Below are 23,764 nucleotides of genomic sequence, written 5' to 3' on the forward strand. Positions count from 1 at the left end.
TTTTTTCTTATCTTAGATAAGCCATTACTTAATACTGAAATTCAAACCTTTGTGTTCTCCCAATCCGTAATAATGTTTAAAGTTATAGATAAGTGGTTCCCACTCTAATGGATTGATTTTATTACCTTCCATTACCAAATGGTCTTCAGCGTGTACTTGCACAAATTCCAATTCTACAAGTACATAAGCATCGCGGTCATTCACGTTTTTCACTTTAGCTTCTGCCTGAATAGGACATTCGGCAATACGCGGAGGGCGTACTTTTTCTGAAGGTAATTGAGTAAATCCACCAATACTAAACTTGTCGTCAGTATAAGTGTATTTACCCATTTTTTGAGGAGGTACAGGGTTTTGAGCGGTATAAGGGGCAATAGCCTCTACTTTTTCCCACATAGCTGCCGTAGGGAGGTTAAAAACTACCTCGGGCACTTCCATCACATTATGATAAGCCTTGTTTAGTTTTACAAGCGCTATCACAGCATTCGCACCTAAAGTAAAGGTGCTTGAAATAGGCGTTACATCGGCGTTTCCATCTTTATCGGTAGTAGTAAGAAGTACTACAGGAAACCCGTAATAAAACATAGTTGGTAAAAAAGACTTCATACTATTTTTTTATTTTGGCACAAAAGTACAAAATCCAATTGGAAAAACAATAAATATTTATCAAAAAGTTTTCATATTTATTATTCTTACCGTACTAATTTCTTATACTTAATACGAGTAGGTGTTACTTCTTTGCCAAGTCGTTTTTTCTTATTCTCTTCATACTCTGAAAAGCTACCTTCAAAGAAATACACTTGTGAGTCACCTTCAAAAGCTAAGATATGAGTACAAATACGGTCTAAAAACCAACGGTCGTGTGAAATTACTACTGCACAACCTGCAAAGTTCTCTAAACCTTCTTCTAAGGCGCGAAGAGTATTTACGTCTAAATCGTTGGTAGGCTCGTCTAACAGTAATACGTTACCCTCTTCTTTAAGAGTCATTGCCAAGTGTAAACGGTTGCGTTCTCCGCCTGAAAGAGTAGCTACTTTTTTATTTTGTTCGCTACCACCAAAGTTAAATCTACTGAGATAAGCACGAGAGTTCACTTGTCTACCCCCCATCATAATGAGGTCTTGTCCACCAGAGAAATTCTCCCATATAGACTTCTCGGGGTCTATCTGTTTGTGAGTTTGATCTACATAAGCTATCTTCACCGTGTCACCTACCAGAAACTCACCACTATCGGGCTGTTCCTCACCCATTATCATACGGAAGATAGTAGATTTACCTGCTCCATTAGGACCTATCACTCCTACTATTCCTGCTTGAGGAAGCACAAAGTTTAAATCATCATAGAGTAGTTTATCACCAAAAGCTTTGGCTACGTGACGTGCTTCTATTACATTAGTTCCTAAACGAGGTCCGTTGGGAATATATATTTCCAACTTTTCTTCTAATTGTTTTTGGTCTTCATTGAGCAGACGGTCATAATTCTGCAAACGTGCTTTTTGTTTGGCTTGACGCCCTTTAGCTCCTTGACGTACCCATTCAAGCTCACGCTCCAATACTTTCTGACGTTTGTTTTCAGTTTTCTGTTCTTGAGCTAAACGTTTAGCTTTTTGGTCGAGCCAAGAAGAGTAATTACCCTTCCAAGGAATACCTTCTCCACGATCGAGCTCTAATATCCAACCCGCTACATTGTCTAAAAAATAACGGTCGTGAGTAACGGCTATGACTGTACCTGCATACTGTTGCAGATGCTGTTCTAACCACAATACCGATTCTGCATCGAGATGGTTAGTTGGCTCGTCGAGTAACAAAACATCGGGTTGTTGCAAGAGTAGACGGCAGAGTGCCACCCTACGGCGTTCTCCTCCCGAAAGCACTTTGATAGGCGTATCGGGCTCAGGGGTACGGAGGGCTTCCATCGCTACTTCTAACTGATTGTCGAGTTCCCAAGCATTTAAGGCATCTATCTTATCTTGTAACTCGGCTTGCTTATCCATCAGCTTTTGCATCTTATCGGGGTCAGAATAGTTTTCCTCAAGCCCAAAAAGGTCGTTGATATGATTGAATTCCTCTAAGAGTTTTACTGTTTCGGCTACTCCTTCGCGTACTACTTCAATAACAGTTTTATCATCATCAAGATGAGGTTCTTGTTCGAGATAGCCTACGGTATAATTAGGAGCAAATACTACTTCTCCTTGATAGTTTTTATCTATTCCTGCAATAATTTTTAGCAGAGAGGATTTACCAGAGCCATTAAGCCCTAAAATACCGATTTTGGCTCCATAGAAGAAGCTTAGGTAAATATCTTTGAGTACCTGTTTATTAGTAGATGAATAGGTTTTGCTTACCTTATTCATTGAAAAGATTATCTTTTTATCGTCTGCCATAGTTTAGTGAAAAATAAAAAATGAATAGTAAATGAAATCATTAAAGATTCTCATTATTACAAGTGCAAAAATATAAAAACAATACCAAGTAAACAAATTTTGGCTCGCACGCACTTATAAACTGTAAAATTAAACTCCTATAATTAATTGAATTACAAGTTTATAATAAAAAAATATACCTTATGCTATAAAAATAATTGCTAAAAATTTTGTTTATATTATAAACTAACTTATATTTGCAGCGAATTTATAACATTAAACATTTTAACATTATGGACTTACAAGTATCCGACAGCTTGAAAATCATTCAGTCTGTCATCAATCAACGAAAACAAAAGTACGAAGAGAACGGTTTCTTCCTCATCTTTTGGAGTGTGCTTATTATGCTTGCAGGTGTACTGCAGTTTGCGATGCTTATCACCAACTATTATCCCAAACAATCAGGATTTGTATGGTTGATATTAATGCCTCTTGGCTTTGTGGTGAACTTCATTATCAAATACAAAGAAAAGAAAGTTGCTACACAAAAAAACTACGTCGATTGGTTAGATTGGATATGGGCAGTTGCAGGTATTAATGCAATTTTTGCTTTTTTAGTACCTTTGAGCCCTTTTGGAAAATTTCAAATAGCTATTTTGGTCATTTATCTGCCTTTTGCTTTTGTAGCTTTAGCAATGGCATTACAAATGAAAATGAAACTCTGGATAGCAACATCGTTAGTAGCTTTGTTGTTAATTTATGCAGGTATATTTGTGCCTTTTAGTTATGAAATCTATTTGCCTTTGCTATGCGTAGTATTAGCAGCCTTATTGTTCTTAGTGCCTGGTATTCAATTTCATAACAAATATAAAAAGAGAAGTAATGTTCGCTGATTTAGACCCTATTTTGCACTCACAGCTTCGTTTGGCTATCGTCTCTCTATTGGTTTCAGAAGAAAAGGCTGATTTTGCTCGTATTAAAGAAGTTACTAAGGCTACTTCTGGTAATATTTCGGTGCAAATCCAGAAGTTAGAGACTGCTGGTTATATCACTGTCAAAAAATCTTTTAAAGACAACTACCCCAATACCGAAGTTCAGCTCACCAAAGAAGGTCTTTTAGCTTTTGAGCGATATGTAGAGGCACTAAAAAGCTATATTAGCCGTTAGTCGTTAGTTTCTAACCACTAACGGCTAATATTAAATAATCGATATGTCTCCTTTGCCTTCACGCAATACTTTTGGAGTATCTCCTGAAAGGTCTATAACTGTGGAAGCTACATTATCGCCATAACCGCCGTCAATCACCAAATCTACTTTGTTTTGCCATTTCTCGAAAATAAGTTCTGGATCGGTGGTATATTCTATCACATCATCTTCATCATAAATAGAGGTAGATACAATAGGGTTCCCTAATTTCTCTACAATTGTACGAGCTATTAAATTATTGGGGACACGAATACCCACTGTTTTTTTCTTCTTAAAATCTTTAGGCAAATTATTATTACCTTGCATAATGAAAGTATAAGGACCAGGTAAAGTACGTTTCAACAACTTAAAAGTACTTGTATCTATTTGTTTTACGTAATCTGATAGGTTCTTTAAATCAGAACATACAAAAGAGAAGTTTGCTTTTTCGAGCTTTACTCCTTTGATACGTGCAATCTTTTCAAGAGCTTTAGTGTTAGTTATATCACAGCCCAATCCGTAAACTGTGTCGGTAGGATAAATAATCAATCCTCCACGGCGAAGGACTTCTACTACCCTACTTATATCTTTTTCATTGGGATTTTCATTATATAGTTTTATAAACTCAGCCATTTTTCAATGATTAACAGTTAGTAATTAATTCGTATAGTGGTAAATTTGCAGTAAGAGATAAGCTTTTCGTCTTGATTTGTTACTTTTATTTCCCATAACTGGAGCGTTCTACCTGCATTCACACATATTGCCTTAGCATAGAGTGTATCTCCTACCCTACCTGCTCGCACGTGATTAGCACTTAGTTCTATACCTCGTATCTGCTCTCCTTCTTCTCGATAAAGCAAATAAGCTCCTAAACTCCCTGCTGTTTCTGCCAGCGCAAGTGTAGCCCCCCCGTGAAGAACCCCGTCTATCTGAGTAACACGTTCGGTAACTGGCATACTAAGAGTAATAGTACTTTCAGTAATTTCAGCAATTTCCATTTGCCAATCACGCATTAAATTATTAGGAGGTAGTGTTTCCCACAGTTGTCTCAAGGTTTCTTTATTCATATGATTTGGTAAAAACTTTAAGAGTTTACAAAAGTATAAGCGTTGATTTCCTAAGGATTCATTTCTTTTGCTTTAATTTTATCCAATAAAGTGCGATATTCATCAGCTAAATAAAACTGAGTGCCAATAGCATCAAAAATAGCATCTTGTGTGAGTACCCATTGCGGTACTTCGTCAGGTATTTTACCATCGTTGCTATCAAAATAGTCTTGGCGCCACTGTTTACTGTCGTAATAAGCTACCAACTGGTCATACTCAGGTTGGATTGCTTTCCATTCTTCCAATACTTCTTGAGCTTTGGCAAGAGTATTTTCTAATTTAGCAAGAATGTCGTTCATCTTGCTAATATTCTCATATCGTTTGTTCATAGCTAATTCAAAAAAAAAGTTAGTTTATTGTTTTAATTAATGCTATCGTATTCGATGATAAACACTTCTTCGTCGTCGTGTTTGAGATAGTATATTTCACGTCCTAACTTCTCTTTACCTTCTTCGGTGTAAAGAGATTGAAGTTCTTTTTTATCTTTTTCAATCTCCCTTTTAAGGAACTGTTTTTGCTTATTGAGTTTTTCTCTTTCTTTATTGAGTTCGTGGTGAGTTAATATAGAATTAGCATCAAAGAAAGTCATCCATATTATAAAAAAGAATAATATGGCGAGATATAGTTTATAGCCCTTCAATAAAGATAGATATTCAAGTAACTTTTTCATTATTTTTGAAATATACGGTTATGCACTATTGTTTTAATGATATCAATAGCTACTTTATTGCGCTTATTATTAGGAATAATGATATCGGCGAATTCTTTAGCAGGTTCAATAAACTCTAAATGCATAGGTTTTAAGGTGGTTTGATAGCGATTGAGTACTTCATTCACATCACGACCTCTCTCGGTTGTATCGCGTTTGATACGACGTATAAGTCGTTCATCAGAATCGGCGTGTACAAATATTTTAATATCAAAAAGCTCACGGATATCGGGGTGTGCAAAGATAAGAATACCTTCTACAATTACTACTTTGGTAGGTTTAACTAAAATGGTTTCGTTAGTACGGTTGTGTTCTACAAATGAATAAGTAGGACTTTGAATATCTTTTCCTTCTCTTAATGCTAATAAATGTTCTTTAAGCAAATCAAAATCGATAGAGTTGGGATGATCAAAATTGATTTTGGTGCGGTCAGAAAAGCTAAGATAACTCAAATCTTTATAGTAAGAATCTTGTGAAATAACGGTAACTTCCTCACCTGAGAGTTCTTTAATAATTTGATTAACAACAGTTGTTTTACCACAACCTGTTCCTCCTGTAATTCCTATGATAAGCATCTTTGATGTATTTTGGGGCAAAAGTATAAAATACTACTCAATTGACAAAGTAAAACTTAAAAATCGTCAATGAGAAGTTCTTTTAGTGATTGGTCTTTACATACTATAGCAACAAGTGTGCGTTCTTATAAAGTTTGCGCAGTTCATCTCGTACTTCCATTAGGGCAAACCCCAAGAGATTCTTACCACGCCACGAAGCGATGTTGAACGCTTTTTCGTTATCTTTACCTAAACCAATGCCCCAAATGGTGTCTAACGGACTGGCTTCTACTAATATCTTATCACCCGTAGATAAAAGAAAATCCATCATTGCTTGGTTTTGGGTAAATTTATAGTAATTGCCATTAAGTACAATACTGTATTTCACCTTATCCCATACGGCAGGGTCGAAATTGCGTACCTTTCTGCCTAAAGCCTTTATCAGCTTAGGGTCAGTGGTGTTCATTATTTCCTTTTCTACTTCTTCATCGTCAAACAAACGAGCTTTTTCAGCCATCATATACTGTTCAGCGCATAAATATTTATTAGCATTTACCCTAAAAGACGAAGGTTGCCATTGCGAAAAGCAAGACTCATCCACCACATCAGCATTCGGTTTCCAAAAGAAAAGGAACTTGAGCTTTTTAGATGAATTGATAAAAGTTTCTTTGGAATATTTACACATTCCCTTAGGTAGCCAAAAGGAAATACTTCCAAAGTAATAATCCTCTTCATTATCAACAATATCTTGAGATAATTTACCGTCATTATTAATCATTTTCCAATTGTTGTGATGCCAAAAAACAGGATAAGGAAAAAGCTTTTGATACTCTTGTTGCTGTTTAGATGTAAGCGTGTCGTACCAATCCCAAAAATGGTAACGGTACTCTTCGCCATAGCCCATACGCCAGCCCATCGTAAATTCAGAAAGTTCAGGATATTTAATCCACTGCGGAGTCATATAATCCATAATTGAATAATTAATCATTAACAATGGGACAAAGATAGTAAATAATTGGATAATTAGCAAATGCGCTGTTAATACCACAGTGCGAGTCGTATGAGCAGTCGTAGCACGACAGGCAATCATAGCACTATGTACGGGTAATAAAAAGACGGTGCGAGCCACACGGGCAGATAATGAAAAGACTAGTGAAAAGCCCCCGAACCCCCGAAGGGGGACAAGCCTTAAAAAAAAATTGGTAAAGACTATCAGTCTGAAAGACAAAACTTATTTGAAGATAGAGCGAAACTGAATCAAGCCTAAGGAAAACAAAAGACGGTGCGAGCTACAAGAGTAGATAAACAATTAACGAACAAAAGACGAACAAAAGACGAACAAAAGACGAACAAATGACGAACAAATGACGAACAAATGACGAACAAATGACGAACAAATGACGGTGCGAGCCGCACGGGCAAATGAACAATGAACGAACAAATGACGGTGCGAGCCACACGGGCAAATGAACAATGAACGAACAAATGATGGTGCGAGCCGCACGGGCAAATGAACGAATGACGAACAATGAATGAAGATAAGGAAAAAGAAACCTCTCCCTATTCACATACTGAGCTGGTGCAAACTTCCTCTTTGAGGAATGTAGCGACACAAAAAACATTGTGAGATGAGAATGATTAAAAATTTAGTGTGAAGAAAAAAGTAAAATTGATGCTTTTAAAATATAAGAATTAGCATAAAGTTTTGCTATATAAAAAAAATGTACTACTTTTGCAAACTGAAAAATTTGGATTAATATTTTTTAAAAAATGAATATAAACAGAGAGCAAGTAGATGCTTTGAATGCTGTCATTAAGATAGCTATTGAAAAAAACGACTACGCCGATAAAGTAGAGAAAGTACTAAACGATTACAGAAAAACTGCTTCTATTCCTGGATTTAGAAAGGGTCACGTACCTGCTGGTATGATTAAAAGACAGTATGGCAAAGCTGTGAAGTTTGACGAAATCAACCGAGTGTTACAAGACTCGTTATACAAATACATAGGCGATGAAAAACTCAATATTTTAGGTAACCCACTCCCCAAAGAGAAAAAAGACATCGACTTAGATGCCGATGACTTTACTTTTGAGTTTGAAATAGGCTTAGCTCCTGCTATCGAAGTAAACTTGCAACCTAAAAAAGGAATCGTTCGCTACGAAATTACCGTTACTGATGACCAAATCGACAAACAAATAGAACGCATTCAGAAACAATTTGGTAAACTCGTTGCCAAAGGCGAAGTAATAGATGATGACAGTCTTGAAGTGACTGGTACTTTCTTTAACGAGGAAAAAGGTATTGACTCTCAAGCTACTTTCACCTTAGAAGAACTCAGCAATGCTGTGCGCAAAGAATTTGTAGGCAAAAAGATAGGTGACCAATTTCAGTTGCAAACCAAAGGGTTGTTCAAAGATGCACACAGCTTAATGCACTACCTAAAAGTATCGCACGACGAAGCTCATCACTTAGATGTAGAAGTTACTTTTACCCTGGAAGAAGTGAATGAACGCGAAAAAGCTGCTTTAAACCAAGAATTGTTTAATAAACTCTTCCCTGATGGTTCTGTTACCACCGAAGAGCAATTGCGCAACAAGATAAGAGAAGGTGCTCAACAACAATACAATGAGCAAGCCGACCAGCATTTCTTAAACACCGTTACCGATTATTTGGTAGACAATACTCAGTTTGACCTCCCTGTTGCTTTTCTTAAAAAATGGTTGCGCACCGCTGGTGAAAAAGAACTTACTGAGGAAGAAGCGGAAAAAGAATACGAGCATTCAGAAAAAGGATTGCGTTATCAGCTTATCGAAGGCAAGGTAATGGAAGATAATAACTTGCACCCTAAATTTGAAGAGTTAAAAGACTTTGCGCGCACTTATATCAAAGCACAGTTATCTCAATACGGTATGCCTACCGATGACGATAGTTATGTAGACGGCATTGTAGACCGTGTATTGCAAAACCGAGAAGAAGTACAACGCATTCAGCAACAATTAGTATTTAAGAAACTCATTGAGTTTTACAAAGAAAATGTAAATACTGATGTAAAGAAAGTTACTTTCGATGAATTTGTAAAGTTAGCTTTCCCTGAATAGAACTTCACAAAAAACATAAAAAACCAGTCCAAAATTGCTAATGATAAATACCTTTTCTGTATCTTACTTTGGCAATTTTGGACTACCCTTTTTAGGTAAAAGGTAAGAGATAAAAGGTAAAAACAGTTACACTTAGACAAAGTTTGATATTTTGTAGAAGTCTGTTAATCATTATCTAACCATACTTCCTAAAAAGATAACCTTTAATTATTAACAATTAATCATTAAAAAAGTGAATTTATCAGACGAATTTAGAAAATATGCTACTAAACAACACGGTGTAAATAGTCTTTACTACGATAAGATTATCGGCAGTATGACTCCTTACATTATGGAAGAACGCCAGCTGAATGTAGCCCAAATGGATGTATTTTCGCGCTTGATGATGGATAGAATCATTTTCTTGGGCACCGATATAAATGACCAAGTAGCGAATATTGTAACTGCGCAATTGCTTTTCTTGGAAAGTGTAGATAGTGCTAAAGATATTCAAATCTATATCAATTCGCCAGGGGGTAGCGTGTATGCCGGCTTAGGTATTTACGATACGATGCAGTTTATAAAACCTGATGTGGCTACTATCTGCACTGGCATTGCTGCTTCGATGGCTGCCGTATTGCTATGTGCTGGGACTGAGGGCAAACGCTCGGCATTGCCACACTCTCGTGTAATGATTCACCAACCTTCGGGAGGTGCACAAGGGGTAGCCAGCGATATGGAAATAAATCTAAAAGAAATGTTGAAACTCAAAAACGAACTCTACGAAATCATTGCCAAGCACTCTAAGCAACCTTTTGCTAAAGTGTATAAAGACTCAGAACGCGACTACTGGATGATAGCACGCGAAGCTAAAGAGTATGGTATGATAGACGAAGTGTTAGAAAGAAAATAATGGCTAAAAAAGAAGTAGAATATTGTTCATTCTGCGGTCGTGCAGAACCCGAAACCGAGATGCTAATTCGCGGTATGGCTGGTAATATATGCAACTATTGCGTTGAACAAGCTAATATCATTATAGAAGAGGCATTCGGTACTAAAGCTCAAAAAGGGAAGCCTGTAGTATCGGGTGATATGACCCTGAAAACCCCACAAGAGATTAAAAAATTCCTCGACCAGTATGTAATAGGTCAGGATTTTACTAAAAAAATACTCTCGGTGGCGGTATACAATCACTACAAGCGTTTGCAACAACCCGATGCTGACGATGAAGTGGAAATACAAAAGAGTAACGTGATAATGGTAGGCGAAACGGGTACAGGTAAAACCTTAGTAGCACGCACCATTGCTAAGATGCTAAATGTGCCTATTGCCATTGTAGACGCTACAGTACTCACTGAGGCAGGCTATGTAGGTGAAGATGTAGAGAGTATTCTCTCACGCCTGTTACAAGCTGCTGACTATGATGTGGAAAAAGCTGAAAGAGGCATCGTGTTCATAGACGAAATCGACAAGATTGCTCGCAAGAGCGACAATCCCTCTATCACTCGTGACGTATCGGGCGAAGGGGTACAGCAAGCACTGCTAAAACTCCTCGAAGGCTCTGTGGTGAACGTACCTCCCAAGGGAGGACGCAAGCACCCCGATCAGAAGTATATAGAAGTAAACACCGAACACATCTTGTTTATTGCCGGAGGAGCTTTTGACGGCATCGAGCGTGTTATTTCTAAACGCCTGAATATGCAAGCGGTGGGTTACAATTCGTCTAAAAATACACAAGTAGATAGGAAAAACTTGGTGCAATACATCATACCCAAAGACCTAAAAGACTTCGGTTTGATACCCGAGATTATAGGTCGTTTGCCGGTGCTTACCTATATGAATCCATTAGATAAACACACTTTGCGTATGATTCTTACCGAACCTAAGAACGCTATCATCAAACAGTATAAAAAACTCTTTGAGATGGATGGCATTAAATTTGATATAACAGAAGAAGCACTCGACTTTATCGTTGAGAAAGCCTTAGAGTATAAACTCGGCGCACGTGGTTTGCGTTCACTATGCGAGAATATACTCACTGATGCGATGTTTGAGCTTCCTAATTCAGGCGTAAAAGAACTGACAATAACCAAAGAATACGCTGAGGAAAAACTGAACAAATCAGCTTTGCAAATAGCTTCTTAAATTATAAAAGCAGGTGCGAGCTTGTAGCTCGTGCCTTACCTTTTAATTGTTAATTAATTGAATATGGATACAACACAAATCATTCGCAATAGCCTCCTAAAAGCTGTCTCTTACGAGACCTATCGCAATCTGATAGACAAGTATGCAACAGAAGGGAAATCGAGCGGAGAAGAACAAACCGAAGAACGCATATATTATACTGCTTTAAACCAAAAACGCTACAAACGCTTAGATAAGACCATAGAAATACCTGAAGATAAGGCTCAATTCTTTGTAAACTACCCTAAGAGTGTTTGTTTATTAGTGATTACCGAAAGTTGGTGTGCTGATGCGGCTCAAATTGTACCCGTAGTACATAAAATAGCGACCCTCAACCCTAAAATCACTATGAAACTTGTTTTTAGAGATGAGAATGAAGAGCTGATGAATCTTTTTCTTACCAATGGAGGCAAAGCCATTCCTGTAGTAGTGTTTTTAGACTTAGAAGATAAGGTGTTAGCACATTGGGGCTCTCGTCCGTCAGTAGCTACTAAAATGGTAGAAGAAGAGAAGGCTAAGAATGGTAAACTCACCCCTGAATTCAAAGAAGAACTACAAAAATGGTACAACCAGGACAAAGGAGCCACCATTGTAGACGATTTTACGAAGATAATGAAAACACTGTAACCTCAATTATTAATTTAAAATATAAGTTATATGAAAAAACTAATAATAATGATGGCACTTAGTGCCTTTTCTGGTGTATCAATTAAAGCACAAGATGCGACAACAACTTCATTTAGTTCACAGAAAACTGCTTCAACTACTGTGGAAGTACAACCTGAAGAACCAAAGCCTACCAGCCTACCCGAACAGTTCCAACGTATGATAGACAGAGCAGGGTCTTGGCAAAACTACAAAATGTTTGACAAAGTTAAGCTTGCCAGCTTTCAACGCAGTATGGCAGACAGCGTGAATAATATAAAATCACGCCTCGCGGCTGAAAAGGAAACAGTAAAAACTCACGAAGAAACTATTAAGACACTAAATGATAATATAGCCTCTTTACAAACTACCTTAGACCAGACCCGCAATGAGAAAGATAGTATGAATCTCTTTGGAGCTTTGTTATCCAAAGGCTTATACAATACCATTATGTGGGGAATTATTATTGCTTTAGGAGTTCTATTAGTGCTATATATTTACAAATACTCTAACGGAAATATCGTTACAAGAAAGTCTCTTCATCAATTATCAGAATTACAAGAGGAATACGAGAGCTATCGCAAAGCAGCTATTGAACGTGAACAGAAAGTGCGTCGCCAGTTGCAAGACGAAATAAACAAACATCGTTAGACTGATGCGTATTGATATTATATCAGTTGTTCCTGAACTAATGGAGAGTCCTTTTGGCTACTCCATTATAAAGCGTGCGATTGATAAAAAATTAGTAGAAGTACATTTTCACAACCTGCACGATTATGCCAATAATGCCTACCGCCAAGTAGATGACTATCAGTTTGGAGGAGGGGCAGGTATGGTGCTGATGATAGAGCCTATCGATAAGTGTATTTCAGCTCTCAAAGCTGAAAGAGATTATGACGAGGTGATATTCCTCACCCCTGATGGCGATACACTGCAACAAAAGATGGCTAACCAACTGTCATTGGCTAAAAATCTTATCATCTTGTGTGGGCACTTTAAAGGGGTAGACCAACGCGTACGCGACCACTTTATCACCAAAGAAATATCCATAGGTGACTATGTGCTTTCAGGTGGAGAATTAGGTGCAGCAGTGCTCTGCGATGCAATTATTCGCCTCATCCCTGGTGTCCTCTCCGATGAAACTTCAGCCCTTACCGATTCGTTTCAGGATAATTTGTTGGCTCCACCAGTCTATACACGTCCTGCTAACTACAAGGGTTGGGAAGTACCCGAAATCCTTACCAGTGGCAATACCCCCAAAATAGAACAATGGCGGGAAAATATAGCTTATGAGCATACCAAAGCCAAACGACCTGACTTACTGAAATAACAAAAGAATAACTTAAAATAATCCTTATGAATAAAAACTTAGCTTACACCTATGGAGCTTCCAATATCTCTCTTATAGGGGAAACTATCGACCAGAACCTTCGTAAAACAGTAGAAAAATACCCTAATAAGGAAGCGCTTATATCTGTGCACCAGGACTACCGAGTTACTTATACCGAGTTTTATAAGCAAATAACAACGGTAGCAAAAGGGCTTATTGCCTTAGGTGTGAAACAAGGCGATAGAGTAGGTATTTGGTCGCCTAATTGCTATGAGTGGACGCTCTTGCAGTATGCCACAGCCAAAATAGGAGCGATAATGGTGAATATCAATCCTGCTTATCGTACCAGTGAGTTGATTTATGTAATCAATCAATCAGGGATATCATACATCTTTGCTGCCCCTCAGTTTAAAAGTAGTAATTATAAAAAAATGATAGACGATGCGCGTGAGTTTACTGAATCTTTGCGTAAAGAAGTGTATTGGGGAGAGAGTTGGGAATATTTTTTAGCACACGGTGAAAAAGTTACCGACGAGAAACTACTTTCTTTTGAAGAGAGAGTGCAGTTTGATGATCCCGTAAATATACAATATACTTCAGGAACTACGGGCAACCCCAAAGGTGTTACACTTTCTCACCACAATATCCTCAACAACGGTTATTTTATCGGTATCCGAATGAATTATACCGAAAAAGATAGAGTGTGCATTCCTGTACCTTTTTACCACTGTTTCGGAATGGTAATCGGCAATATCGCCTGCACAACACACGGTGCTACTATGGTAATCCCTAATGACAGTTTCGATGCTACTAAAACACTCGAAGCTGTAGAGAAAGAAAAATGTACTTCGCTTTATGGTGTGCCTACGATGTTCATCTCAGAACTGTATGTATTAGACAAACAGCCTTATGATTTATCAAGTTTGCGTACAGGGGTAATGGCAGGTGCTTTGTGTCCTCCTGAAATTATGAAACGTGTGAAGGAGCAAATGAATATGCACGAAATAACCATTTGCTACGGTATGACAGAAACTTCACCCGTCTCTACACAAACTAAAATAGGAGCACCTTTCGAGAAACAAATCCACTCGGTAGGAACTATTCACGACCACTTAGAGATTAAGATTATCAATCCTGAGACCAAAGCCATCGTGAAACGAGGTGAGAACGGTGAGCTATGTACCCGTGGCTATTCAGTAATGTTGAAGTATTGGAACAGTCCGCAGGCTACACAGCAGGTGATAGACGAACAACGCTGGATGCACTCTGGCGATTTGGCTATGATGGACGATGATGGCTATATTCATATCTCAGGTCGCATTAAAGATTTAATTATTCGCGGAGGTGAGAATATCTCTCCTAAAGAAATAGAAGACTTCCTCTATACCTATAAAGGAGTAATGGACGCGCAAGTAATTGGTGTCCCTAGCAAAAAATACGGCGAAGAAGTTATGGCTTGGATTAAACCTAAAGAAGGGGTTACCCTCACTGAAGAAGAACTCCACGACTTCTGCAAAGGGCGTATTGCTCATTATAAAGTGCCTCGTTATTGGAAATTTGTAGAAGAGTTCCCGATGACTATCTCGGGTAAAATACGCAAGGTAGAAATGCGTGAAATATCAGCGAGAGAACTCGGTTTAGAGGACGAAGATTAAGGTAAGGGAACTATTTTCCCTGTCTCTTTATTCATAGGCATCTGCGCCTTTACTTCTTTGAGGTAATGGCGCATTTTTTTTGTGAGTTGCTTTGTCTTACGAGGGTACTGCTTAATTAAGTTATGAGCTTCGCTTATATCTTCTTTAATATTGAACAACTGTTTTTCACCTGTTTTGTGCATATATACTAATTTCCAATCGCCTTGCCTTATAGCACTCGAAGCTCCATAACCATAGCCTTCTACTGTATACCAATTGTTAGGACAATGCCAATAAAAGCAACGGTGCTCCTCTCCTACTCTTTTACCTTTTAAGGTCGCCAAAAAACTTTTCCCATCTACCTTTTGAGGTACTTTATAGTCTCTTATCTTCGCCACTTCCAAAAGCGTCGGAAATACATCTTCTATAATCACAGGTTGCTCCGTACGCTTATTTGTGGGTAGTTGCCCTTGCCAAGAAGCTATCATAGGAATACGCACACCTCCTTCATAAGCCGAGCCTTTACCTGCTTGTAGCGGATAATTATGTGTATTAGGTTTCCCACCACGACCTACGGCACTCAGCCCTCCGTTGTCCGATAGAAACAAAATAAAAGTATCATTTTCTAACTGATGTGCTTTGAGGTAATCCAACACATCGCCCAAACTCTTGTCCATAGCTTCTATCATCGAGGCATAACGGGCTTCAATAGGATTTAAATGCTGATATTTAGCACTGAAACGCTTATCTTCCTCAATAGGAATATGCACTGCATAATGTGAGAGGTAGAGAAAAAACGGACGGTCTTTAGGTCGGTTATCTAATGTTTCAAGTGCTTCTAACGTAAGTGCTTCAGTTACCGAAATATCTTTTCCCCAATATTTTTCGAGGTCAGGAATCGCAAAAGCCGACGAAGGTTGTCCATCAGTACGATTACCAAAATTAGTAAGCCCTGAATAGCTTGCAGGTCCTCCTCCCGCGTGTCCTGCAATATTCTTCTCAAATCCTAAATTCAACGGATTAGCCCCTAAGGTTTGAGTTGCCCCAAAGTGTGCTTTCCCTATGCAAATAGTGTAGTAACCAGCTTCTTTTAATAACTGAGGAAGCGTTTTAGCATAATAAGCGTGAGGTACATTAGGTATGGGTGAAATACCATTCACATTCCAATCGGGTGGTGTGAGTACAGTATCTTCCACATCGGTAGGGGTATTGTAGTGCAACGTCCAGTTAGTAACACGATGGCGCGCCGCATTGCTACCGGTAAGCAAACTCACTCTGCTGGGCGAACAAATTGACGCCGCATAACCTTGCGTAAGCTGCACCCCTCGCGAAGCCAATCGCTCCATATTAGGCGTGTGATAAATATCGTTATTAGGAACACGTTCACTCCAAAAAGGCAAAGAAGTGTCTTCCCATCCCATATCGTCTACTATAAAAACTACTATATTAGGGCGTTGTGCTTCAACTGTGAGAAAAAAGAGTGTTGAAGCAAGTAAAAAGAGTGTTCTCATTTCATTTAAAGTTTCAGCAAAGATACAACTTTTCAATTAAACAAAATTATATGTAACTAAAATAATAACTAAATTTCATCTTAGATAGAGTCTAAGTTGATCTTAGATATATTTATTCTTCGTCATTTGTTCGTCTGCCCGTGCGGCTCGCACCGTCTTTTGTTCGTCTTTTGTTCGTCTTTTGTTCGTCTTTTGTTCGTCTTTTGTTCGTCTTTTGTTCGTCTTTTCATTATATGCCTGTCGTGCTACGACTGACCGTGTAACTCGCACCGTCTATCCTATAAGCTTTGTATAAAAATCTTCCTAATTCACTACTAATCACTAACCATTAATCATTAACCATTCATTTGTGCTTTCGTCAAACCCTTTTTGTTATCCTCTTTCTATCTCTTCTGCTATTTCTTTAAATATCTTTAACTTATTCTTCTCAGCCAAAAGTGTGAACTTCTGTGCGTATTCCTTAGGAAACTGCTTCCAAAAATCTGTGTCAGAAAGGTTATACAGAAAATAATAAGCATTTCCAGCCTTTATTTTTTCTAATGAGTGATAAACAAGCTCATACTTATTGGGTAAGTTTCGTTTTAAAATAAGGTGGTACAACCATATGGTGTCTTCTGAAAAAGTTTCTGAGAGTGCTTTCAAAAGCCATTCATCTAATGATTTTCCATCTTTTTCTAAGGCATCGAGTATAATAAAAGTATTTAATGCATAATTGTTATGGAGCTTTTTAAGACTACGGAGAAATGAATAAAACACAGGTATCCAACGAGGGTCTATTCTATCTACTCTCACCTCTGAACATTTACGAACTGTATAAGTATAATAGCCATTAGTTCCACTAAATGCTTCTAACATACTTCCTGTTGCAAGTGATTTTCCAAGTGTAGTGCTAAATGTTTCAAATAGTTGTTCCTTACTAAAATTTTCATTATTGAAAGCTCTCCAAAAAAAGTTTATCCACAAATCATTATAACCACTGTTAAAAGTGAGATATTGCTTATGCTTATCATAGAATGCCACTACCTTATCAGCTTCAAAGCTATTGAGAATACCCAATATTTTCATAGGTATGGGGTCATAAGTATTCTTAAATAAACTTCTGCGAAGAGTATTAAATTTCTGAGATTGTAGTAATTCAGATAAGAACTCATATACTTCATTACAATCCTTATTCTCCAAAATATCCAAATCAATAGCAAAACGTTCAAAAGCATTAGTTGCTACATTGTTATCTGTTTTTTCTATTGAAAGTAGTGTGTTAAATTGCTCGTATACCTTTTTAAGAAAAGGTTGATAATGTGAAGGTATTGCTAATAAAGAAATAGCTTCAGCCAAAGCTTTTGCATTTCCTTTTGCTTTATTAGTTTCATAAAGAGCAAGTAACTTATCGATGCTACGTTGTGTGCCCAATATTGCTAATGCCTTATAGGAAGCCTCCCGTACCAACTTATTCTTGTCACTTGTAAGACTCATAATAAAGTCTTCTGTTTGTGTATCTTTCCTCTCAGCTATTATGCTAATGGCTTCAGCTTGTAGGTTAGGTAAACTCTCACCGAATATCTTATCCGTTAGGCTATCCATCCGGGCATACTTTAGCTGGTATAATAATCGCAAACGGCGTACATTTTCTGTTTTGTCTTCCAAGCAAAAATCAGAGAGAAGAAAGGGAATCATTGCTTGACCACAAGTGGGAATAATAGTTTGGAGTACATAATCGGCGAGTTCAGTATACTTATCAGCCAAGGCATAGCTCAAATAACCAAAGGTACGAGAATCTTTAAATATACCACGTTCAAAAGCGTCTTTAAGTACTTCTAAACGTCCTGAGTTACTCTGGGTAAGAGCTTGCAATACAGGTTTCAGTTGTAAATACGAATAGGTTGTATTCACATCGGCTATAGATACATTAGGTTCTTGTAGGACTTTTGTAGCTTCTGCTTGTATAGTAACACCTTGTGTATAGAGCACCGAATAGAGCAAAGTGGAAACATTTAATAGCTTTTCGGCAGATTGCTGGCTTTCAACTTGTAGCAATGCTTCTACTTCTTGGGCTAATTTATTAAATACCGGAGCCTTTTCTCCCAATTTCTTCAGTACAGGAATGTACTTCTGTAAGCGAGGGTCATTTTTAGCAAACTTACTTCCTGCTATAAACAGACGATTAAGTTCTTGTTGTAAATCGTATAAAGGTTTCATATCTAATATGCTAATATAATAAACGAATAATTTTATCAGGGGTAATAAGCGACATTGGCTGAGCAGACAAAAGTCCGCTGACTACATCATTATGCATCATTGCTGTGAGGGTGAGCCCTTCGGCGTTGGAGGGCAAAAAAGCTTTCAGATTGCCCGTTGGCGATACAGCCCCTTCTCTTATATCTTTCAAGGTGATAGCAAAACCATTGGCATCTTCTACAACCAAATCCTCCCCTACTCTATAAGCTTTATGCAGTGCCAAAAGTACTACCGGATGCTTGTCCATCAGTGGATTTTTTATAGTGTTCTTTACACTCTTGATAGTATCAGCAAACTGAGTCGATGCCCATTGCTTAATGGTAGTAAGGTCTGTTTTTTGTAGAGGGTGTTCTGTTATACTGTCAGCTTCCCAACGAATACGAGGATTGGTATCGCCGGGGTAAATATATAGGTCTTTCAGTTGTAAAACACCAAACATAGTGTTCTCTTCCTTGATGTACTTTGCTGCCTTGTAAGGACGATAATTCATCGTCTTGAATATCTTGCCTGTGGTTAGGTTTAGCCATAATCCTTCGTCTACATATTCTTTGCGCGCTTCATTGTCATAACTATTAAACGAAAGCTGTACAAGGCTTGCATTTTCCTCATAAAGTCCATATTGCATTAGCTCTACTAACTTCCATACATAGCCTATTTGCTCTTCAATAGCTGAGGATAGTTCAGGCAATCCTTCTGGATTTTCTTTGCGGGCTTTTAGATATTCAGAGGCTTTTTTCAGTAAAGCTGAAAGATAATTTAAGTTATTTACTACCTCTGTATATTCTTCCTCTTCTACTTCTTCAAGTGACAAAAGCAGGTTATTGAAAGCCGTTTGTATACCGCCTATATAGTAGTTGCCCAATTCTTTTATTTGAGTTCTAAGAGTGGTGCGTAATTTAGCATCTATTGAAGAAAGTCCTGTACTGACTATATCGCGCAAAAGTTTCTGAGCTGTATCAATACCTATAAGCTGAGTGTCTACTTTCTTAACAAAAGCTGCTCTATTTACCTTCTTAGGTTTCTCAGCTTTCTCTTTGATAGACTCTTTTTCTTGAGTTTTCTTTTCCTGTCTTTTCTCTATCTTTTCACGCTTAGCAGTAATATCTTCTGGCACCTCACCTTCACTAAATTGACTCTTATCTGCCTCAAAGCAATACAATAAACCAATAGCGTGTTTGCAAGGAAACTGACGGCTAGGGCAATTGCAGCGAAACACTGGGTTATGGCTATCTATATAGTCAGCTGAGCAATAATAAGGATTTTTACCACTTCCTGCACATTCACCCCATATAAGGTTCTTTTCAGCATTGATTTTTAGATTAGTAAATTTTCCTTTCTTTTGTAAATCTCGCCCTTTTTTAGCTGCTTCGGCATTAGGAGCGAGTTCTTCAATCTTTTGTTGTGTTACTTCTATCATATTGTATTGTGAATTATATGGTTTTATAGGAACATAAACAACTTATTATCCTTTTATAAAAGTGAAAGCTACAAAACGGAACGCAGTCGATGGCAATGTTTAAGTTCAAGACCTCTATACCCACAAAGGCAAAGACTATAACAAAGTTTTAATTATGATGTGATAAACATCAGTGGGGTAACACACATTCCCCTTATTAAAAACTGTTTGGGTATAGAGCGAAATATCAATGAGTGTGTTTGCTATCTAATGAAAAATCCGTTTTGTAGCTTTCTAAATTGGTATGATGTAAATCTGTTATAGGTCAACTATTTTACACCGCACCAAACCCTATTTCTTTAAAAGGTACTCAATAGTACTTTTATAACTGTTAGGCACTACGATTCTAAAACCTGCAACCGTTTCCTTTATTTTCATCAAATCGGCAGTTCTTTCTACTACCAGAGCAGTTACCTTTTCCTGACGTTCTTGTTGCAACCTTTGAAGTTCTTGTTCATATTGCAATTGAGCGTTATTCTGGAACGTACGAAACTGAGCCTTATAAAAGTTTACTTCACTTTCAACCTCGCGATGCTGAGCTAATAGCTGTTCTTGCAGTTCTTGTAGCTCAGCGAGGTCATACAAGGGTACATTCTTTACTTTAAATACCTGCTCACCTACTTGTTTTAAGGTAATAAGTTCTTTCTTTGTGAGATTTGCTCGTACTTCATCAAAATTATGAATATACTTCCCAATGTGGGCAGCTTTAGCTTCAGCTTCCTTATATCGTACTACTTCTTCAAGTGATAAAGTTTTGAGGTAATCCTCTATGGTAACCTCTCTAAGCCGATTGAGGTGTTCATAGTCAATTGGTTTTACTTCAGCTTCTGCTTCAAGTTGTATATTGGTTAGCTTTTTTGTTAGCACATCTAATCGAGCTTCCTTCTCCTTAATTGCCGTACGCAAATAAGCTGAGATTGCATATAGCGATCCTATTTCAGTGAGCTTACCTCCGATATCTTCTACCTTCTCAAAGTTATCCAAAGGTTCCCCATCAATACTTGAAGTATGAGTTTCAATAGTATTAACAAGGTCTTGAATAGGTTTGAGCCGTTCTTTAATACGCTCACATACGTAGTTAGCCTCTGATGAAGTAAGTCCAGAGGTATTAAAATAAGGATTCTTGGTTTGTAAATAATCTATCATAAACAATTTGCTTTTATTTATTTTACCAAATAAATTAGTAGTTTTTTATCTTCCCTTAATGGGTAGTTTTTCTTTTGAGTACCTTCTCAACAGCTTTCAAGATACCTTCTTTGTCTAAACCGTACTTTTGCATTAGCTGAGCGGGAGTTCCACTTTCACCAAAGGTGTCGTTTACAGCCACAAATTCCTGTGGAACAGGATAACGCTGTGTAAGCACACGGGCTATGCTCTCACCTAATCCACCATAGTAATTATGCTCTTCACAAGTTACTACTGCTTTAGTTTTCTTTACTGAAGTAAGAATAAGCTCTTCGTCTAACGGTTTAATAGTATGAATATCGATAACTTCTGCTGAAATACCTTTTTGCTCCAATTCCTCACAAGCCAAAAGAGCTTCCCATACCAAATGCCCTGTAGCGATAATAGTAACGTCCTTCCCTTCGTTTAACAAAATACCTTTTCCTATTTCAAAGGTTTGGTCTTCAGGAGTAAAGTTTGCTACCGTAGGACGACCGAAACGCAGGTAAACAGGACCTACATAATCAGCAATGGCAATAGTAGCAGCTTTCGTTTGATTGTAATCACAAGGATTGATAACTACCATATTAGGAAGCATTTTCATCAAACCAATATCTTCTAATATTTGATGGGTAGCTCCATCTTCTCCGAGAGTAAGCCCAGCGTGAGAGGCACAAATTTTTACGTTTTTATTTGAATAAGCTATCGATTGACGTATTTGGTCATACACACGCCCTGTAGAGAAAGCTGCAAAGGTGCCTGTAAAAGGTATTTTACCCCCAATTGCAAGACCAGCGGCAATACCCATCATATTTGCCTCAGCAATACCTATTTGAAAGAAGCGTGTAGGGTTCTCCTCGATAAATTTTTCCATCTTCAATGAGCCAATCAAATCGGCACAAAGAGCAACTACATTAGGGTTCTTACGTCCTAACTCAGCAAGTCCTGCCCCGAAACCACTTCGGGTGTCTTTTTTTCCTGTATCAATATATTTTTTCATCGGTAAATGAGTGTTATTCTTTTTGAGCGACAAAAGTAATACTTTTTATCTTTTCTTCCTAACAAAACTATCTATTTCTACATAAACAAAATAAATGAAAAGCAGAAACGCCTCTATAAGCATAAGAAGAAAACTAATTAGTTCTATCACAAGCTATCGTTTTAAATTAAGAGTAAAGATAGTAAACATTCATTACTTACAGTTTTTTTTGTTTATTTATTTCTTCAGTAAAATAATCTTTTGTACTTTTAGCCCCTCATTAAATCTATATCTCGCTTATTATGGATATGAAAACCATTATCATCGACCCTTATTACACCCTGATTGTCGCTACGATAGTGTTGCTCGTAGGGCGACTATTAGTGCATAAAATCAAATTTTTAAGAAACTTCAATATACCCGAACCTGTAGCGGGCGGATTGTTAGCAGCAGTATTTATCTATCTGCTGTATACTGCCACAGGCATTTCCTTAGAGTTCAATAACAGCTTGCAAGATGCTTTTATGTTATTCTTCTTTTCGTCCATAGGTTTGAGTGCCGATTTCTCTCGACTAAAAGCTGGTGGTAGAGGGCTGATTATTTTCCTAGGGGTGGTCGCCCTCTTTATTGTAGTACAGAACTCTGTGGGGGTGGGCTTAGCAAGTGCTTTGGGGCAAAACCCTATTATGGGACTCATCACGGGCTCTATCACACTTACAGGCGGACACGGAACGGCAGGTGCTTGGGGTAAAATATTAGAAACCGACTACGGTATAAAGGGAGCTACTGACCTGGGAATGGCTTCGGCTACCTTCGGGTTGGTACTCGGCGGACTTATTGGTGGTCCCATAGCACGCAAGTTAGTGAACAATATAGGAAAAAAGCCTATTACTGAAAAACAAAGTACTGACACCGTAGCCGATAACGTAGTAGAAGTTTTTGAAAATGCAATTAAACAACGCCTCATCACTTCTAAATCAGCGATAGAAACTATGGCACTATTTGCCGCTTGCCTATCGTTTTCAGCTATAATGGTATCACCCACAGTAACTGCCTTTTTCCCAGAGAGATTCACTATTCCTCAGTTTGTATGGGCATTGTTTTTTGGGGTACTCTTGCGCAATGTGCTTACCAGAGGCTTTAGTGTAAATATGTTCGACCGCGCTATCGATGTGTTTGGCAACGCTTCTCTGAGTTTGTTTTTAGGCATTGCCCTCTTAAACCTCAAACTGTGGCAATTGCTTGATTTAGCCCTCCCGATGCTCATTATTTTGGCAGTGCAAACCTTTGTGATGTGCTCTTATGCCTATTTTGTTACCTTCCGCCTGATGGGTAGCAACTACGATGCTGCTGTACTCTCAGCAGGACACTGTGGTTTTGGTATGGGTGCCACCCCTACGGCAGTCGCCAATATGCAGTCGGTAACCGAGCGTTTTGGACCTTCACACAAAGCCTTCCTGATAGTGCCAATGGTAGGGGCTTTCTTTATCGACTTCATCAATGCTTTTATTTTAACTACATTTATTAGTTTGTTGCAATGATAATAGTCGGATGATTAATGGTAAAAATAGGGTTAGCTTATAAAAAGTTTATAGGATAAACGAACAAAGACAAAAAAAGTATTAGATTCTGAA

General features: G+C 37.9%; 23 protein-coding genes. 10 read left to right on the forward strand and 13 right to left on the reverse strand.

Annotated features, from left to right (window positions below):
* Positions 1 to 24: 24 nt before the first annotated feature.
* Entirely contained in the window at positions 25 to 603 is a 579-nt protein-coding gene (locus HMPREF1320_RS01315; protein ID WP_009412825.1) for a flavin reductase family protein, read from the reverse strand.
* An 86-nt stretch (positions 604 to 689) separates the two neighbouring features.
* On the reverse strand, positions 690 to 2,381 hold the full coding sequence (ettA, locus tag HMPREF1320_RS01320) for an energy-dependent translational throttle protein EttA (protein WP_002672152.1): 1,692 nt from the start codon (positions 2,379 to 2,381) through the stop codon (positions 690 to 692).
* A gap of 272 nt (positions 2,382 to 2,653) precedes the next feature.
* Here ettA and HMPREF1320_RS01325 point away from each other — a divergent pair, with 272 nt between their 5' ends.
* Positions 2,654 to 3,253, forward strand: a complete 600-nt coding sequence (locus tag HMPREF1320_RS01325; RefSeq protein WP_009751456.1) for a hypothetical protein — start codon at positions 2,654 to 2,656, stop codon at positions 3,251 to 3,253.
* Complete coding sequence (locus HMPREF1320_RS01330; protein ID WP_009751459.1) at positions 3,243 to 3,527, forward strand: winged helix-turn-helix domain-containing protein; 285 nt, start codon at positions 3,243 to 3,245, stop codon at positions 3,525 to 3,527. The genes HMPREF1320_RS01325 and HMPREF1320_RS01330 overlap by 11 nt, the downstream gene beginning before the upstream one ends.
* A gap of 30 nt (positions 3,528 to 3,557) precedes the next feature.
* Here HMPREF1320_RS01330 and HMPREF1320_RS01335 read toward each other — a convergent pair whose 3' ends face one another.
* The 6 genes from HMPREF1320_RS01335 to HMPREF1320_RS01360 form a co-directional block, all read right to left on the reverse strand.
* Positions 3,558 to 4,178 carry an L-threonylcarbamoyladenylate synthase gene (locus HMPREF1320_RS01335; protein ID WP_009751442.1) on the reverse strand — a complete coding sequence of 207 codons (621 nt, stop codon included), beginning with the start codon at positions 4,176 to 4,178 and terminating at the stop codon, positions 3,558 to 3,560.
* Positions 4,179 to 4,195: 17 nt separating this feature from the next.
* Positions 4,196 to 4,612: a PaaI family thioesterase gene (locus tag HMPREF1320_RS01340; protein WP_009750555.1), complete on the reverse strand. Its 417-nt coding sequence runs from the start codon at positions 4,610 to 4,612 to the stop codon at positions 4,196 to 4,198.
* A 50-nt stretch (positions 4,613 to 4,662) separates the two neighbouring features.
* Positions 4,663 to 4,980, reverse strand: a complete 318-nt coding sequence (locus HMPREF1320_RS01345; RefSeq protein WP_009751472.1) for a DUF4298 domain-containing protein — start codon at positions 4,978 to 4,980, stop codon at positions 4,663 to 4,665.
* Between the two features lie 32 nt (positions 4,981 to 5,012).
* Positions 5,013 to 5,321 carry a septum formation initiator family protein gene (locus HMPREF1320_RS01350; protein WP_002672207.1) on the reverse strand — a complete coding sequence of 103 codons (309 nt, stop codon included), beginning with the start codon at positions 5,319 to 5,321 and terminating at the stop codon, positions 5,013 to 5,015.
* Positions 5,321 to 5,935, reverse strand: coding sequence for a uridine kinase (udk, locus tag HMPREF1320_RS01355; RefSeq protein WP_002672209.1), 615 nt, complete (start codon positions 5,933 to 5,935; stop codon positions 5,321 to 5,323). The genes HMPREF1320_RS01350 and udk overlap by 1 nt, the downstream gene beginning before the upstream one ends.
* A 103-nt stretch (positions 5,936 to 6,038) precedes the next feature.
* Positions 6,039 to 6,884: an NADAR family protein gene (locus tag HMPREF1320_RS01360; protein ID WP_009751447.1), complete on the reverse strand. Its 846-nt coding sequence runs from the start codon at positions 6,882 to 6,884 to the stop codon at positions 6,039 to 6,041.
* Positions 6,885 to 7,684: 800 nt separating this feature from the next.
* On the opposite strand from HMPREF1320_RS01360, the gene tig reads away from it, so the two are divergent.
* From tig to HMPREF1320_RS01395, 7 genes are all read left to right on the forward strand, one after another.
* Positions 7,685 to 9,013, forward strand: coding sequence for a trigger factor (gene tig, locus HMPREF1320_RS01365; protein WP_009751461.1), 1,329 nt, complete (start codon positions 7,685 to 7,687; stop codon positions 9,011 to 9,013).
* 232 nt (positions 9,014 to 9,245) lie between these two features.
* The gene (gene clpP / locus HMPREF1320_RS01370) at positions 9,246 to 9,905 is read left to right on the forward strand and encodes an ATP-dependent Clp endopeptidase proteolytic subunit ClpP (RefSeq protein WP_009417196.1); all 660 of its coding nucleotides are present in this window, start codon (positions 9,246 to 9,248) and stop codon (positions 9,903 to 9,905) included.
* Positions 9,905 to 11,137 carry an ATP-dependent Clp protease ATP-binding subunit ClpX gene (gene clpX, locus HMPREF1320_RS01375; protein WP_002672217.1) on the forward strand — a complete coding sequence of 411 codons (1,233 nt, stop codon included), beginning with the start codon at positions 9,905 to 9,907 and terminating at the stop codon, positions 11,135 to 11,137. Before clpP ends, clpX begins: the two co-directional genes overlap by 1 nt.
* A gap of 63 nt (positions 11,138 to 11,200) precedes the next feature.
* Positions 11,201 to 11,803 (forward strand): thioredoxin family protein, encoded by a 603-nt coding sequence (locus HMPREF1320_RS01380; protein ID WP_009751455.1) that lies wholly within the window; start codon positions 11,201 to 11,203, stop codon positions 11,801 to 11,803.
* 30 nt (positions 11,804 to 11,833) lie between these two features.
* Positions 11,834 to 12,472 (forward strand): hypothetical protein, encoded by a 639-nt coding sequence (locus tag HMPREF1320_RS01385; RefSeq protein ID WP_009751432.1) that lies wholly within the window; start codon positions 11,834 to 11,836, stop codon positions 12,470 to 12,472.
* Between the two features lie 4 nt (positions 12,473 to 12,476).
* Positions 12,477 to 13,151 (forward strand): tRNA (guanosine(37)-N1)-methyltransferase TrmD, encoded by a 675-nt coding sequence (trmD, locus tag HMPREF1320_RS01390; RefSeq protein ID WP_009751450.1) that lies wholly within the window; start codon positions 12,477 to 12,479, stop codon positions 13,149 to 13,151.
* 26 nt (positions 13,152 to 13,177) lie between these two features.
* Positions 13,178 to 14,806: an AMP-binding protein gene (locus HMPREF1320_RS01395; RefSeq protein ID WP_009751476.1), complete on the forward strand. Its 1,629-nt coding sequence runs from the start codon at positions 13,178 to 13,180 to the stop codon at positions 14,804 to 14,806.
* Here the strand turns inward: HMPREF1320_RS01395 and HMPREF1320_RS01400 are convergent.
* The 5 genes from HMPREF1320_RS01400 to HMPREF1320_RS01420 form a co-directional block, all read right to left on the reverse strand.
* Positions 14,803 to 16,296: a sulfatase gene (locus HMPREF1320_RS01400; RefSeq protein ID WP_009751474.1), complete on the reverse strand. Its 1,494-nt coding sequence runs from the start codon at positions 16,294 to 16,296 to the stop codon at positions 14,803 to 14,805. The two genes, HMPREF1320_RS01395 and HMPREF1320_RS01400, sit on opposite strands and share 4 nt — an antisense overlap.
* 372 nt (positions 16,297 to 16,668) lie before the next feature.
* Complete coding sequence (locus HMPREF1320_RS01405; protein ID WP_009751453.1) at positions 16,669 to 18,492, reverse strand: HEAT repeat domain-containing protein; 1,824 nt, start codon at positions 18,490 to 18,492, stop codon at positions 16,669 to 16,671.
* 10 nt (positions 18,493 to 18,502) lie between these two features.
* A complete protein-coding gene (locus HMPREF1320_RS01410) occupies positions 18,503 to 19,948 on the reverse strand; it encodes an SWIM zinc finger family protein (protein WP_009751454.1) in 1,446 nt (481 codons plus the stop codon).
* Positions 19,949 to 20,278: 330 nt separating this feature from the next.
* Complete coding sequence (locus HMPREF1320_RS01415; RefSeq protein ID WP_009417194.1) at positions 20,279 to 21,133, reverse strand: hypothetical protein; 855 nt, start codon at positions 21,131 to 21,133, stop codon at positions 20,279 to 20,281.
* 55 nt (positions 21,134 to 21,188) lie between these two features.
* Positions 21,189 to 22,151: a transketolase family protein gene (locus HMPREF1320_RS01420; protein ID WP_034553797.1), complete on the reverse strand. Its 963-nt coding sequence runs from the start codon at positions 22,149 to 22,151 to the stop codon at positions 21,189 to 21,191.
* A 281-nt stretch (positions 22,152 to 22,432) separates the two neighbouring features.
* Between HMPREF1320_RS01420 and gltS the strand changes: the two genes are divergently transcribed.
* Complete coding sequence (gene gltS, locus HMPREF1320_RS01425; RefSeq protein WP_009751443.1) at positions 22,433 to 23,671, forward strand: sodium/glutamate symporter; 1,239 nt, start codon at positions 22,433 to 22,435, stop codon at positions 23,669 to 23,671.
* Positions 23,672 to 23,764 lie beyond the last annotated feature (93 nt).

Origin of the sequence: Capnocytophaga sp. oral taxon 335 str. F0486, assembly GCF_000277665.1 — a bacterium.
Classification (GTDB): Bacteria; Bacteroidota; Bacteroidia; order Flavobacteriales; family Flavobacteriaceae; genus Capnocytophaga; species Capnocytophaga ochracea.